Here is a 14029-nt window from a genome sequence, read left to right as displayed (position 1 = left end):
AATCCGCCGACCTCGGATGATTATCGGCTGAGATCGATGCGGCTGGTCACCACCGATTTGCCGCTCGAAAGATCCTTGTCGACCGTTTGAAGCCGGAGGCGGTCATTGCCGATCTTCTCGATCGTCATATTGGCGACGCGATCCCCGTTGATCACCCTCGCCCAGCGGACGCCGAGATTGATCGCATTGCCGCGGCGGTTGCCGGAAAGCATCGAAGGCTGGCCGGAGGGGCCGAGATAGGTACCGCTATAGCCGCGATCCGAAGCCTGGAGATCGGCCGATATGCTGCGCCGGATGACCAAAAGGCCGCGGCAGGTTCCCTGCATCGACAGGGTGGTTGCCCCGGCCGTGGAGGTGAAGCTGCAGGTGACATTGATGGGCGTTGCCCCGATCCGGGTCAGAACCGTGCCCTTGCCGCTCCAGTTGCCGGCAAGTGTTTTCAGGAAATCGCTTTCGGCGGCCAAAACGAAGCCTGGCGAAGAAGCGAAGGCGATAAACGCGGCAGCGGCGAGAAATGAGCGCATGGCGACGATCCATCTGAACGCTCGCATCGAACGCCGGTTGAGCCATTCCGTTCCATCCGGCACCCCAAGTCGCCATCGACCGGCTCAATGACGCGCGTCAAACCGCAAATCAACCTTGCTGCCACGCGCGAACATGCTACATATGTAGCACTTTCAGGAGCGAGCCATGCCGGTCACCACCAAAATCCGACGCCAAGGCGGTGCTGCGGTGATTACCATCCCGCCGGCCCTGTTGAAGCTGATGCATACCGAAGTCGGCGATCAACTCACACTCGACGTCGCCAACGGTGAATTGATCGCCCGTCCCGTCGAGAGCGGCCGCAAGCGCTATACCCTTAGCGAATTGCTGAAGGGAAGCGATGCCATGGCGATGCTGAATGCCGCGGTCGCCGATGCGCAGGAAGGCGATCCGATAGGGCACGAGATCTGATGATCCACAGCAACGTGCCGAGGCGCGGCGATGTCTACTGGATCGACCCAAACCCGGTCGCCGGCCGGGAAATGAAGAACCGGCATCGTTTCGTCGTCATCACGCCGATCGAGATCAACAGGCTGGGAGTCAGCATGACGGTGCCCATCACCACCGGTGGGGCTTTTATCCGCGATGTCGGTCTTGCGGTGGCGATTTCCGGGCACGACACGACCGGTGTCGCCGTTTGCAACCAGGTCCGCAGCTTCGACATTCCCGCCCGCATCCAGCAGAAAACCGCGCAATATATCGAGACGCTGGACGAGGCGACCATGAATGAAATCGTCTCGCGCGTGGTCAGCGCCATCGACCCTGCACCTGAACCCGCCTGATCTCTTCCCTTCATCCTCCCCTGCCCTAACTGCGTTTTCCGGGCGAGGAAGAAGGAGGACAAAGGATGATCATCCGGTCTGGAAGCTGCCTTTGCGGCAACGTGCGGTATTCGGTGAAGGATGCGCCGGTCAGGATCGGGCTTTGCCATTGCGCCGATTGCCGCAAGGAAAGCGGCTCGAGCTTCGTCACGTTCGGCATCTGGCCGCGGCATGGCTTTGAAAGCACAGGCGAGGTCAAGTATTTCCATGGCCGCGGTTTCTGCCCCGAATGCGGCTCACGCGTCTTCAACGAGAGCGACGGCGACGAGATCGAGATCCGGGTCGGATCGCTCGACATGGCGCCGACCGACTTGGAACCGGTCTACGAAATATGGGTGAAGCGGCGGGAGAACTGGCTGAGCCCGCTTGCCGTCCCTCAGTTCGAAGAAGATCGCAATTGACGCATTGTCGTCAGGCGCGGACACTATAAAGTGCCGCCGAGCGGACGGGAGACAGACAGATGTCGGAACTGATCGACAAGGCAATTGTCATCGCGACCGAGGCGCATCAAGGACAGTCGTCGAAAACCGGCGGTCCGTTCATCGACCATGTCCGGCGCGTCGCCGAAAACGTCGCCGGCGAGGATGAAAAACAGGTCGCCTGGCTGCATGACGTGGTCGAAAAAGGGGCCGGCTGGACGTTCGAGCGACTGCGCGAAGAAGGCTTTTCCAAAGCGGTCGTCAATGCCGTCGACGCGATGAGCAAGCGCGACGGCGAGGAATATTTCGCCTTCGTCCGCCGCTCGATCGAAAACCCGCTCGCCCGACCGGTCAAGCGCGCCGACCTCACCGACAATCTTGCCCAGATGCGCCAGATGGGCGGCGACGGTTCGAAATTCGCCGAAGGCCTGCGTATCCTCGACGAGCGATATCCATCCTGAGATATCCAACCTGACAGGCGGAACCTTGCGCCATCCCTTGCCGTTCGTTTTCGCGTGGCAGAAGCCGCGATCCAGCGACAGGATGAACTCATGGAACTTAAGAACCAGGTGGCTCTGGTAACGGGGTCAGGCTCGGGCATCGGCAAGGCGGCGGCGATGAAACTCGCGGCCGAAGGCGCAAAGGTCGGGCTGCTCGGCCATACGAGAACCGAGATCGAAAAGACTGCCCACGAGATAGAGAAGGCCGGCGGAGAGGCCCTGGTGCTGGAAGCCGACGTCTCCGACGAAAACCGGATGCGCGCGGCGATCGGCCGGCTTGCGGAAAAATTCGGGCGGCTCGACATCGTCGTCGCCAATGCCGGCATCAACGGCGTTTGGGCGCCGATCGACGACCTGAAGCCGGAAGAATTCGACAGGACGATCGCCGTCAACCTGCGCGGCACCTATCTGACGCTTCACCTTACCGTGCCGCATCTGAAGGCGCAGGGTGCCGGCTCGATCATCGTCGTCTCGTCGATCAACGGCAACCGCACCTTCACGACACCCGGCGCCACCGCCTATACCGCAACCAAGGCCGCCCAGGTGGCGATGGTGCAGCAGCTGGCGCTGGAACTCGGCAAACACCACATCCGCGTCAACGCCGTCTGCCCCGGCGAAATCGAGACCAATATCCACGACAATACCAGGCTCCGCCACGAGCAGGAAACCGCAATCCCGGTGGAATGGCCGGAGGGCCAGGTTCCGATCAGCGACGGCAAGCCGGGAAAAAGCGAGGACGTCGCCGAAGTCATCGCCTTCCTCGCCTCCGACCGCTCCCGGCACGTGACCGGCACCCCGATCTACGTGGACGGCGGCCAGGGACTGCTGAGGTAGGATTGTTTTCCGGTTTGCTAGGAGCCGGCGAAGTTGCGCAGTGGAATAGGGAAACCGGCCAGTTGAACGGCGGGCATAGGACTTCAGTCCCAATCCCTTTCGTGGAACCCGGACCGTCAATCCGCGTTTATGTCGCGCAAAAGATTGAGGAAACACCCAATGAAGAACCTGCTTATCGCATCGGCCCTGGCCATTTCTTCCATTCTCTCGGTCGCCGGCCCGTCCGACGCCGCGAGTGTCACCATCACCACCCATGAGCGGGTCGCCCCGCGTCACACCGTCCGCGAAGTCTACCGTCCGTATCGTCCCCGCCATCGCGACTGCATGGTCAAGAAGGTGAAGACCCGCTACCACGGCCGGGTCGTCGTCAGGACCACCCGCGTCTGCCGCTGATCGCCAGATCGCAAACAGGAGAGGGCGGCGGCGATCGGGCCGGCGCCCTCTCTTTCGGGAAAACCGATCGGGCGAGTACCGCAGGTTTGGGATCGCCTTTCTCGGCCGCCGCCCCGGTCGACAGATCTCAATATGCCTGCGATGATCGTGCGGATAACCGTAAAATTCCGTTGCAATGGCACAGGAATCCGGCAATTTCGCTGTCCTGAATGGAGGCAAGCCCATGTCCAGCACACCAGCGGAAAAAGCGCCGGTCATCGTCATCGACCTGCAGACCAACATGTTCGACGGCCTTGTCGAGCCGCCTCTCCATGATGCGGATCTCCTCACCGACCGCGCCCGCAAAGTGATCGACTGGGCGCGGCGCGAAGGCCGGGCGATTGCCTTTGTGCGCCATGACGGGCCGGAGGGCGATCCGCTGGCGCCGGGAGAGCCGGGCTGGCCCGTCTGGCCGGCGCTCGGCCAGCGGGACGACGAGCCGACCTTCTCGAAGACCGTCCGGGACTCGTTCAGCAATCCGGAACTCGGCCAATGGATCGAGAACCAGGGTGCGCCCGAGGTGGTGATCCTCGGCGCCCAGACGGATTTCTGCGTCGCCGGCACGGTGCAGGGGGCGATCGCGGCCGGGCTGAAGGTAACGGTGGTTGCCGACGCCCACAGCACGCTCGATCAGCCGCAGGAGAGCGCCGCCGCCATCATCCGCCGCTACAATGCCCAATTTGCCGAGGCCGGCGTCAAACTGGTGACGACCGAGGCGCTGACCGGCTCGCCGGCCGCCTGACCGGCTCTAACCCAGCGCCAGCCGGCGGGTGATGCCGATCGCCTCGAGAAATACCTCGTCGTGGCTCACCACCAGCAGCGCGCCGTCATAGGCGCGCAATCCGGCCTCGACCGCCGCGATGGAATCGATATCCAGATGGTTGGTCGGCTCGTCGAGGATGAGCAGCGACGGCGGCGCCAGCCCGCCGAGCACGCAGGCAAGCCCCGCCCGCAGCATCTGCCCGCCCGACAGCGTGCCGACCACCTGCAGCGCGGCATCGGCGCGGAACATGAAGCGGGCGAGCGCCGCACGGCCGGCATTTTCGTCCGCCTGCGGATTGAGCCGCCGGAAATTGTCGCGGATCGAGAGCGCGGGATCGAGCAGGCTTACCCGCTGGTCGAGCATCGCCGATCTGACGGGCACCCGCACCGTGCCCGAGAAGGGCAACAGGCTGCCGGAAATCAGCGACAGCAGCGTCGTTTTTCCCGAGCCGTTCGGACCGGTGACGGCGGTCCGTTCCGGACCGGTAATCTCGAAGGAAAGATCGCGCAGGACCGGTTTTCCAACCTCGTAACCGGCGGTGACGTTGTCGATGCGGAGCACGGCCCGGCTCGCCGGCAGGCCGGTCGGCGGCAGCGTCACGGAGAGCGGCTGCAGGATCTCGATCTTTTCACGCGCGGCGGAGATGTCTTCGGCCGCCTGGGTCCGCAGCCGCTCGGCAAGCCGGGCATTGTCACCGCTGGTGTTTTCCGCCCGCCGCTTCATGCCGCCAGCGACGATGCGCGGCATGCCGCCCCACGCGGCCTTCTTCTTGCCAACGCTGTCCTTGCGCGCCTTGCGCTCACTGGTTTCCTGCGCCGTGCGGTTGACCTCCGTCACCCGCTTTTGTGCATCAGTGAGATCGTGCTCGGCGGCGGCCAGTTCCAGCGCCTTGCGCTCAAGGTAGCGGCTCCAGTTGCCGCCATAACGGGTGGCACCGAGCGAGGTCAGCTCGACGATCGCATCGACGGTTTCGAGCAGTTCGCGGTCGTGGCTGACGATGATCGCCCCACCCCGCCAGCCGGCGGGCAGGTCGATCACCGCCTGGCGGCCGTCGCGGTCGAGATTGTTGGTGGGCTCGTCGAGGATCAGGAAATCCGGCTTGGCAAAGATCAGCGCGGCCAGCCCCGCGCGGGTGCGCTGGCCGCCCGACAGCGTTTCGAGCGGCGTGTGCACATCCGCGTCGAGGCCTGCCCGCGCCAGCGCTTCCGCCATGCGCGCCTCCAGCATCCAGTCGGCATTGGCCAGTTCATCGGCAGAGGCCTCGCCCGCCTCCGCGCGGGCAAGAACGGCCAGCGCCTCGCGCGTGCCAAAAAGGTCGGCGATCGTATCACCGGGCGCGACCTGCACGCTCTGGCGCAACACGCCGAGGCTGCCGGAGATCGAGACCGTGCCGGATGCGGGCGTCAACTCGCCGGCGATCAGCTTCAAAAGCGTCGTCTTGCCGACGCCGTTGCGCCCGACAAGGCCGGCGCGTTCAGGCCCGAAGCTGAGGTTCAGATTGGAAAAAAGCGGCCGGCCATCAGGCGTGGACCACGAAAGATTGGCAAGCGTAATGGAAGGCATGGACGGTTCCCCGAATGGCAAGGCAAAGCGGCGTTGCGTTTCGGCTGAGGTCCATGGGTCACCGTCCTGTTGGTGCTGCAGATGGCGGTTTTCTAGGCGGAAAATGCGGCGCGTTCAAGACTGGCAATCCCGGCTCATCGATCATCGGCCGATCGTCGACAGTGCCACGGCAGCGCCCATCACCTGCACAAGCGCGCCAACGATCATCGCGGCGAAAAAGCCGTTTTCCGCGCCGGCCACCGCCGCAAAGATCGCCCCGAGTGCCGCAACGCCGATCGTCGCACCCACCATGCGCGCGACGTTGATGAGGGCACCCGCCGTTCCGCCGCGATTGCTCCCGACCGCCGACACGGCGACTGCGGTCAGCGGCCCGGTCGCAAGTCCCATGCCGATCCCGGTCAGCAACAACCCGATTTCACTCATCATGAAGAGGTCGAGCAAGAAGGCAACACTCAGGATGCCATTGCCGATTCCAATCGTTCCCAATCCGAGAGCAATCGTCATGCGCTGTCCGAAACGCTGCACCACGGCGTCTGAAAAGGGCGAGACCAGCACGAAGCTCAGCGCCATGGGCAGTAGCGCCAGTCCGGTCGAGGTAGCATCGAGCCGACCGAGCGATTGCGTCGCGAGTGGAAACAGAAACAGCGTCCCGTACATGCCGAAAGTCATGGCCGTCGTGCCTGCCATGGCGCCGGCAAAGGATCTCGAACGGAACATTGTCAGCGGCACGAGCGCCGCCTGCCCTTGCCTATGCTCGACCGCGAGAAACAGGCCAAACAACACGAAACCCGTAACCCCGAAAGCAGCGGTGAGCGAAATGGTGGAATGCGGCGATTCGATCGCGGCGAGTGTCACCGCCGCCAGCGACAGGATCGCCAGCACCTGGCCGGTGATGTCGAAAGATCGACCTGCCGGATCGGCGCTTTCCTCGATCGTCGCGCGCGCACTGACAGCGCCGACAAGCGAAAACGGTACGACGACATAAAAGACGGAACGCCAACCGAAGGCATGGATCAGCAGCCCGCCGAGCGTCGGTCCGATGGCGAGCGCCAGTCCATTGCACCCGGCCCATATGCCGAGCGCCCGCTGTCTGGCCTGCTGATCTGGATAGATCACCCGAATGATCGAAAGCGAGGCGGGAAGCAAGAGGGCGGCGCCGACGCCCGTCAGTGCGCGTGCGGCGATCAATACCGGAGCCGTGGGAGCGATCGCGCATCCTATACTGGCGATGCCGAATACCAAGGCGCCGGAGATCAGGATCCTGCGGCGGCCAGCGAGATCGGCCAGCAGCCCGCCGGTCAGCAGCAGGACCGCGTAGACCAGATTATAGGCGTCGACTACCCATTGCAGTTGAGACACCGTGGCATCCAGATCTTTGCCGATCGGATCCAGGGCGAGATTGACGACAGACGTATCCAATTGCGCCGTGATCACGGCAAGGCAAAGTGTCGCGAGCGCAGCGTGGGGCTGCCGGGCTCGCGCTTGCGATGTTTTCGAGGGGCGATCCATGGGAGTTCCACGCCGACTTGATTACACCAGTCTGGCGGAAAATGGTCTTCCATCCGTCGAGGACAATAGTGCCGTGCCGTGTTTCAGCGGTTCCTCAGGCCCGCTCCTCCCACAGTTTGGCAAGCTCCACCACCGTTTTCACCGCCAGTTCCATGTCCTGGCTGCTGACGAATTCCAGGGGCGAGTGGAAGGCGTGGCCGCCGGCGAAGAGGTTGGCGCAGGGCAGGCCCATGAAGGAGAGGCGCGAACCGTCCGTGCCGCCGCGGATGCTGCCGCGCACCGGGGTCATGCCGGCCCGGCTGATCGCCTCGACGGCATAATCGACGATGCCCGGATGCTGGTCGAGCACCACCTTCATGTTGCGATACTGTTCCTTGACGGTGAAGGTGTAGGTCGAGCCCGGATAGTCGGCGATCACCTGCCTGGTGATCTCCTCGAGCAGCGTCTCCTTGGTCTTCAGGCCCTCTTCGGTGAAATCGCGGATGATGAAGGAGAGGTTCGCCTTTTCCATCACGCCGGTCATGCCGGTCGGGTGGATGAAGCCGTCGCGGCCCTTGGTGGTCTCGGGCGTCATCTCCTTCGGCAATCTGGCGACGATGCCGCCGGCGATCTTGATGGCGTTTTCCATCTTGCCATAGGCGAAGCCCGGATGCATGGCGACGCCCTTGATGGCGATCTCCACTGCATCGGCCGAAAACGTCTCGTCCTCGATCGTGCCGGCCGTCTCGCCGTCCAGGGTATAGCCGAAATCTGCGCCGAGCTTTGCAAGGTCCACCTTGTCGACACCGCGGCCGATCTCCTCGTCGGTGGTGAAGAGGATGCGGATCGCGCCGTGCCTGACGTCCGGGTTGTTGATGAAGAATTCGGCGGCCGACATGATCTCGGCAATGCCCGCCTTGTCGTCGGCGCCCAAAAGCGTGGTGCCGTCGGAGGTGATGATGTCGTTGCCGATCTGGTCTTTCAGCACCGGATGTTCGGACACCCGGATCACCTGGCTTTTGTCGCCGGTGAGCTGGATGTCGCCACCCTGATAGTTTTTGACGATCTGCGGCTTGACGTTGGTGCCGGAGAAATCCGGCGCGGTATCCATATGGGCGCAGAAGCAGATGACCGGCACGTTGTTCTTCGACGTCGTCGCCGGGATCGTCCCGTAGATATAGCCATGCTCGTCGAGATGCGCGTCGGTAATGCCGATCGCCAGCATTTCCTCGACCAGCAGCCGACCGAGATCCTTCTGCTTCATCGTCGACGGCTGGGAGGGAGACTTGGCGTCCGACTGGGTATCGAAGACGACATAACGGAGGAAACGATCGGTAACGCTATCGGCCATGGCTTGGGATCCACAATTGAAAACAGCAATGATTTGAGTTGTAGCGAGGCAATGCGGTCGCGGGAAGCGGTGAAATGAGATAGCAAATTGCCGAGATACCGTGGGTAAAGGAGGAAGGGCGATGACATCGCCATTATTCAAGATATTGCGTCGGCTCGACGATGCGAACATCCACTATTTCATCGAGAGGTATCAACCGGATACTGTCGATATCACAGCGACGGTCGTCGGACAGCGCATTGAGATAACGGTCTTCGAGGACGATCGCGTCTGGATATCACGTTTTGTCGGACATGAGACAATCGAAGACGAAGATATTCTGAATGAAATCATCGACCAGGAAATTCGCGCAGGGCAGGACACGCGCGAGAAATACTGAATCCCGCCAACCGCCACACAAACCTATGCTTTGGACAAGAACAGGCGCCACGTGGGCGCCTGCTGTCATCTCGCGACACGTGTCCTCTTACCTCTGCGCCCCGATATCCGACGCCCCGACCGAGGGTGCGGCATTGCCCCAGCTGTTGCGGACATAGGTGAGCACGGCGGCGACCTGCTCATCCGACAGCTTCCAGCCGAGCGAAGGCATGGCGGGTGTCGTTTTCGCCGCGGGCGTATGCACCGCCTGGCTGCCCTGCAACACGAGCCGCGTCAGCGTCTCCGCGCTTGGCTGCTGGACGATCGAGCTTCCGGCCAGGGCCGGGAAGAGCTGGCTCGCCCCCTTGCCGTCGCCGCCATGGCAGGCGGAACAGGTGTCGTGATAGATCGCCGCCCCCGCCTTCATGCGCGCATCGCTCGCCGGGATCGGCTGCGGTTTCTGCGTCGAACCGCCTTCAGTGCTCTTCAGATAAGTGGCGATCGCCTTGACATCCTCGTCGGCCATCAGCGAGGTCGAGGCCTGGATCGCCTCCGCCATCGGGCCCGACGCGAGCGTATGCCCGTTGGTGCCGGTCTTCAGGTACCGGACGATCTCGTCCTCGCTCCAGCTGCCAATGCCGATATAGCTGTTGCCAGTGATGTTGGGTGCATACCATCCCTGCAGCGAACCACCCTGCAACGCCTCGCTGGTCTTGTCGGCGCCGAGCGCGGTTTTCGGCGAATGGCAGGTGCCGCAATGGCCCGGCCCCTGGACGATATAGGCGCCGCGGTTCCAATCCGCCGATTTCGACGGATCGGGCTGGAATTCGCCCGGCGTGAAGTTCAGCATGTTCCAGCCCATCATCGACAGCCGGATGTTGAACGGGAACGGCAGCTGGTTGGATTCGACCGGGTTGAAGACCGGATCGACGGTCCGGAGATAGGACCAGAGGTTGCCGATGTCCCTGTCGGTCATCCTGGTATAGGCCGGATAGGGCATGGCGGGGTAGAGCCGCTTGCCGTCATGGCCGATGCCGGTTTTCAATGCGCTGCGGAAATCCGCCTCCGTCCAGTTGCCGATGCCCGTCGCCTTGTCGGGCGTGATGTTCGGCGGAATGATCTGGCCGAAGGGCGTTTCGAGCGGCAGCCCGCCGGAGAGCGGTTTTGCTCCCGGCGCGGTGTGACAGGCGGAGCAATCGCCGAGGATCGCCTGATAACGACCGCGGATGATCTCGTCCGCCTGGTCGGGAGCCTGGGCGAGCGCCAGGCCTGCAGAGAGGGCCGTTGCGGCAAGGGCGAGGGAAAAGACGATCCTGCTCATGCCGACACCAGAGGTTGGCCGGGGTTGCGGAGATATTGCTGGCGGATGGCATCCGCCGCGTGATAGGCGAGCGCCCCGACGGTGCCGGTCGGGTTCTTGCCGGCATTGTGGGCGAAGGCGGAAGCGCCGATGACGAAGACGTTGGCGACGTCCCAGCTCTGCAGGTATTTGTTGACGGCGCTGATCTTGGGGTCCGTGCCCATGATCGCCCCGCCGGTATTGTGGGTGCTCTGGTAGGGCACCGAATCCCAGCCCTTCTTGCGGCGGGTATTGGTGTATTGCCGGCCGCCGAAGGCCTTGGCGATCTCCTCCATCCGGTCCGAGACCCAGTTCGACATGCGGATGTCGTTGTCCGGGAAATCGAAGGTGAAGCGCAGCAGGGGTCGCCCGAACCGGTCCGTATAGGTCGGGTCGAGATCAAGATAGTTGCCGCGGGTCGGATAGCTCGATCCTTGCGAGGAAAAGCCGAGCGTCGACTTGTAGGATTTGACGGTCGCCTTCTTCCAGTCGCTGCCCCAGCGCGGCGTGCCGGGCGGGGTCGGGCGGGTCTGGATCGGCCGGCCATTCGACGGAATACAGTTGATGCCCGCCCCGCCGACGAAATCGAGCGGCCCGTGGTCGAAGGCATCACCGTTAAAGTCGTCCACCGTCTGGCCGAGCGCGCCGGCGGCGACGAACGGATTGAAGTTCTTGTCGTCGAAGAACACCTGCGCGCCGGCATTGGTCTGGTAGCAGTAGTTCCGCCCGACGGTCCCCTCGCCGGTATTCGGATCGTAGATCGCGCCGATGCCGGAGAGCATCATCAGTCGGACGTTGTGGAGACCATAGGCGCAGAGCAGCACGATATCGGCCGGCTGGAAGAACTCTTCGCCCGAGGTGTTCACATAGGTAACGCCGCGGGCGTGTTTCTTCGAGGCGTCGAGATCCACATGCAGGACTTCCGACTCCGTGCGGACCTCGAAATTCTTCTTTTTCATTAGCACCGGCAGAATGGTCGTCTGCGCCGAGGATTTCGAATAGTTGGCGCAGCCGAACCGCTCGCAGAAACCGCACATGGTACATTGGCCCATGGCGATGCCGAGCGGGTTGATATAGTCCTTGGAAAGGTTGGCGGCCGGCGTCGGGAACGGGTGCAGGTTCAACGACTTGGTCACCTGCGCAAACAGCGTCGGCGCATAGGTCATCTGCAGCGGCGGCAGCGGATAATCGCGCGAGCGCGGATCCTCGAACGGATTGCCGCCCTCCTGGATCTGGCCGTTGATATTGCCCGCCTTGCCGGAAATGCCGGCGAGATATTCGAAGCGGTCGAAGGATTTTTCCATCTCGGCGCCGGTCACGCCCCAGTTCTGCAATTGCAGGTCCTGGATCCGCGCTGCGCCGTAACGATCCCTCAGGTGATCGGCGATCTGGAAGTCGCTGTCCCAGAACCGCCAGGTATGGCCGTTCCAATGAACGCCGGCACCGCCCACCCCGTTGCCGGGCAGGAAGGATCCGTAGTCCCGCATCGGCAGCGCCGTCTGCGAGGTGTTGTTGCGCATCGTCATCGCTTCGACGGCCGGCTGCAGGAAGAGGTCACGGCGGATGCCGTAACGAAGCTCGTCCTGGGCATAACCGATGTTGAAATCGGTGGCCGTATCGCGCCACGGACCGCGTTCGATCGCCACGACGTCGAGCCCGTCCTCGGTCAGTTCATGGGCGAGGATCGCGCCTGTCCAGCCAAGGCCGACAATCACGGCGTCCTTGCGAGGTAGAATAGTGGTCATATTTTTCAGTCCCTACCTGGTCATCCATTCCATCGAGCCTGCGATCGAAACCGGAGGCAGGGGATAGGGTTGGTTGTGTTTGGAAACGTGGTCGCGGTAGTCGTATCGCGCGCCGGGAAAGCCCAGCATCTTCCACGAGGCCATGTCCTTGTTGCCGCCATAGATCGGGTCGGCGAAGAAGCCTTCCATCACGTTGGCGAGCATTAGGTTGAAGAAGGACTTGGCATCCACCTTGTTCGGCAGGGTGATCTTTCCGGCTTCGAGATCCTTCAGCACGGCGTCCTGCTCATCAGGGGCGAGCTCGGCGAAGCGCTTGCCGCCCTTGGTTTCGCGGGTGAACGCGTTGAACGCGGCAATGCCGGTACGATACCGCTGAGCCGGCGTGTCAGGTGCCTGGTACCCTTGCGTCGGCAGGCCGGGCATGAACGGGCCCTTGGTATAGAGCCGGCTCGACGTGCCATAGGATCCCACGAGCTGCCGGTCGAGATAGAGAACGCAGCCGGCATCCTTGCCGCCGAGCGAAAGCTCGTCCGCGGGCACCAGCCGATCGGCGACCGCTTCCATCGTCTGCGCCTCTTCGAGTGTGAAGAACAGCCAGCCCCCGGGCTTGACCTGTACCGGCGGATCGGCGGAGCGCGCCTCCCAGGGAAGTCTGCCGGAAATGCTGCGCGCCATGACCGGCGCGGCCCCGCCGGCGAGAATGGTAAAAGCAACGGAAGAAAGGAATTGGCGCCGCGTGGGGCGCTTAAGACAGTGGGTTTCCATAGAGGACCTCCCCGGAGAGAAAAGGTCGGTGACGCGCCAGAACGACGTGCGCCGATGAGATCGAACCGAGCGGTTCAACGATTCACCTAGAGCGCGTCCAATCCGCGGCAACCCTTCTGGAACATTAAATCGTCACGGCTGCCGCTCGTCAGAAATCGCCGGCTCCGCGCGAGCCGCGATGCCCGAGGCGAGCGGAAATCGCCCGTGCCGCGACGAGCAACGCTTCGGCAAAACCGTTCAAATTTTTCAGCGCCAGGCGCTGAACGGGACCGGCGATCGCGACGGCGCCGACCACGTCCGACTGGGCGTCATGGATGGGTGCGGCGATGGCGCGCATGCCGAGTTCGTTCTCCTCGTCTTCCACCGCGTAACCGAGGCGACGAATATTGCCGAGCAGTTTCCGCAGCTTGTCGGGATCGGTGACGGTTTTCGGGGTTCGGAGCGGCAGGGGCGCCCCGACAAGGGCAGCAATGCGGCTTTCCGGCTGGAAGGCGAGAATTGCGCGGCCGGCCGCCGTCGAATGATAAGGCGCGCGCATGCCGATCTCGGCGCTGATGCGCACCGCCTGCCGGGAAGGCTGGACGCGGACATACATGATCTCCGGCCCGGCCGGCACGCCGAGCAGCACCGTCTCGTCGGTCTCGCTGCGCAGGTCCATCAACAGCGTGCGCGCTTCGGTGGAAAGGTCCATGCGGTTGCGCACCAGCGAACCGAGCCCGAAAAGCTCGAGCCCTAGCCGGTAGCGACCGGTCTCGCGATTCTGTTCGAGAAAATCTTCGGCCATCAGCGTCACCACCAGGCGATGGACGGTGCTCTTGGCAATGCCGAGACGGCGGGCGAGTTCGGTGACGCCGATCTCCGCATCGTCGCCCTCGAAGGCCTTGAGGATGCGGATCGCCATCGAGACCGAAGAGAGGCGGCCCTTTTGCTGGTCCTCGTCCTGCGCGCCCATGTCCCTCGTGGTCTTCATTTCAGTTGTCGCTCCCGTGCAAGCAGCCGGCACGCATCCGGACAACGCGCGCGGTCAACGCGGCAATCACAAAAGCGCCGTTGACAGCCCGATATCCAAGGGAATAATCTGTTTTGGACCGGCGTTCCATATAGAAGAA

Annotated in this window: 16 protein-coding genes; 8 read left to right on the top strand and 8 right to left on the bottom strand. The window is 63.1% G+C overall.

Going from position 1 to position 14029, the window contains the following annotated elements; genetic code table 11:
- Positions 1 to 20: 20 nt before the first annotated feature.
- Positions 21 to 524 (bottom strand): hypothetical protein, encoded by a 504-nt coding sequence (locus RG540_RS23390; protein WP_041366246.1) that lies wholly within the window; start codon positions 522 to 524, stop codon positions 21 to 23.
- 166 nt (positions 525 to 690) lie between these two features.
- Here RG540_RS23390 and mazE point away from each other — a divergent pair, with 166 nt between their 5' ends.
- From mazE to RG540_RS23355, 7 genes are all read left to right on the top strand, one after another.
- Positions 691 to 954, top strand: coding sequence for a type II toxin-antitoxin system antitoxin MazE (mazE, locus tag RG540_RS23385; RefSeq protein ID WP_041363973.1), 264 nt, complete (start codon positions 691 to 693; stop codon positions 952 to 954).
- A complete protein-coding gene (mazF, locus tag RG540_RS23380; RefSeq protein ID WP_041363971.1) occupies positions 954 to 1325 on the top strand; it encodes a type II toxin-antitoxin system toxin MazF in 372 nt (123 codons plus the stop codon). The genes mazE and mazF overlap by 1 nt, the downstream gene beginning before the upstream one ends.
- 65 nt (positions 1326 to 1390) lie before the next feature.
- Positions 1391 to 1765 carry a GFA family protein gene (locus tag RG540_RS23375; protein ID WP_041363969.1) on the top strand — a complete coding sequence of 125 codons (375 nt, stop codon included), beginning with the start codon at positions 1391 to 1393 and terminating at the stop codon, positions 1763 to 1765.
- 59 nt (positions 1766 to 1824) lie between these two features.
- Positions 1825 to 2244, top strand: a complete 420-nt coding sequence (locus RG540_RS23370) for an HD domain-containing protein (RefSeq protein ID WP_041363967.1) — start codon at positions 1825 to 1827, stop codon at positions 2242 to 2244.
- 90 nt (positions 2245 to 2334) lie between these two features.
- Positions 2335 to 3117, top strand: coding sequence for an SDR family oxidoreductase (locus RG540_RS23365; RefSeq protein ID WP_041363966.1), 783 nt, complete (start codon positions 2335 to 2337; stop codon positions 3115 to 3117).
- Between the two features lie 159 nt (positions 3118 to 3276).
- Positions 3277 to 3510 (top strand): hypothetical protein, encoded by a 234-nt coding sequence (locus RG540_RS23360; RefSeq protein ID WP_041363963.1) that lies wholly within the window; start codon positions 3277 to 3279, stop codon positions 3508 to 3510.
- A 223-nt stretch (positions 3511 to 3733) separates the two neighbouring features.
- Positions 3734 to 4291 carry an isochorismatase family protein gene (locus tag RG540_RS23355; RefSeq protein WP_041366245.1) on the top strand — a complete coding sequence of 186 codons (558 nt, stop codon included), beginning with the start codon at positions 3734 to 3736 and terminating at the stop codon, positions 4289 to 4291.
- 6 nt (positions 4292 to 4297) lie between these two features.
- On the opposite strand, the gene RG540_RS23350 is transcribed toward RG540_RS23355, so the two are convergent.
- The 3 genes from RG540_RS23350 to pepT all read right to left on the bottom strand — a co-directional run bounded on the left by RG540_RS23350 (position 4298) and on the right by pepT (position 8714).
- Positions 4298 to 5875, bottom strand: a complete 1578-nt coding sequence (locus tag RG540_RS23350) for an ABC-F family ATP-binding cassette domain-containing protein (protein WP_041363961.1) — start codon at positions 5873 to 5875, stop codon at positions 4298 to 4300.
- 141 nt (positions 5876 to 6016) lie between these two features.
- Positions 6017 to 7384 (bottom strand): MFS transporter, encoded by a 1368-nt coding sequence (locus RG540_RS23345; protein ID WP_041363958.1) that lies wholly within the window; start codon positions 7382 to 7384, stop codon positions 6017 to 6019.
- Positions 7385 to 7478: 94 nt separating this feature from the next.
- Positions 7479 to 8714, bottom strand: coding sequence for a peptidase T (gene pepT / locus RG540_RS23340; RefSeq protein WP_041363956.1), 1236 nt, complete (start codon positions 8712 to 8714; stop codon positions 7479 to 7481).
- A 121-nt stretch (positions 8715 to 8835) separates the two neighbouring features.
- On the opposite strand from pepT, the gene RG540_RS23335 reads away from it, so the two are divergent.
- On the top strand, positions 8836 to 9093 hold the full coding sequence (locus RG540_RS23335; protein WP_041363953.1) for a hypothetical protein: 258 nt from the start codon (positions 8836 to 8838) through the stop codon (positions 9091 to 9093).
- 87 nt (positions 9094 to 9180) lie between these two features.
- On the opposite strand, the gene RG540_RS23330 is transcribed toward RG540_RS23335, so the two are convergent.
- From RG540_RS23330 to RG540_RS23315, 4 genes are all read right to left on the bottom strand, one after another.
- The gene (locus RG540_RS23330; RefSeq protein WP_041363951.1) at positions 9181 to 10392 is read right to left on the bottom strand and encodes a c-type cytochrome; all 1212 of its coding nucleotides are present in this window, start codon (positions 10390 to 10392) and stop codon (positions 9181 to 9183) included.
- Positions 10389 to 12155: a GMC family oxidoreductase gene (locus RG540_RS23325; RefSeq protein WP_041363948.1), complete on the bottom strand. Its 1767-nt coding sequence runs from the start codon at positions 12153 to 12155 to the stop codon at positions 10389 to 10391. Before RG540_RS23325 ends, RG540_RS23330 begins: the two co-directional genes overlap by 4 nt.
- 12 nt (positions 12156 to 12167) lie before the next feature.
- Positions 12168 to 12920, bottom strand: a complete 753-nt coding sequence (locus tag RG540_RS23320) for a gluconate 2-dehydrogenase subunit 3 family protein (RefSeq protein WP_041363945.1) — start codon at positions 12918 to 12920, stop codon at positions 12168 to 12170.
- 148 nt (positions 12921 to 13068) lie between these two features.
- Positions 13069 to 13890, bottom strand: coding sequence for an IclR family transcriptional regulator (locus RG540_RS23315; protein ID WP_041363942.1), 822 nt, complete (start codon positions 13888 to 13890; stop codon positions 13069 to 13071).
- Positions 13891 to 14029: the final 139 nt, after the last annotated feature.

The organism is Neorhizobium galegae bv. orientalis str. HAMBI 540, from assembly GCF_000731315.1.
GTDB classification, from domain to species: domain Bacteria; phylum Pseudomonadota; class Alphaproteobacteria; order Rhizobiales; family Rhizobiaceae; genus Neorhizobium; species Neorhizobium galegae.
The sequence above is the reverse complement of the archived record's forward strand: the minus strand, read 5'-3'. Positions and strand labels throughout refer to the sequence as shown.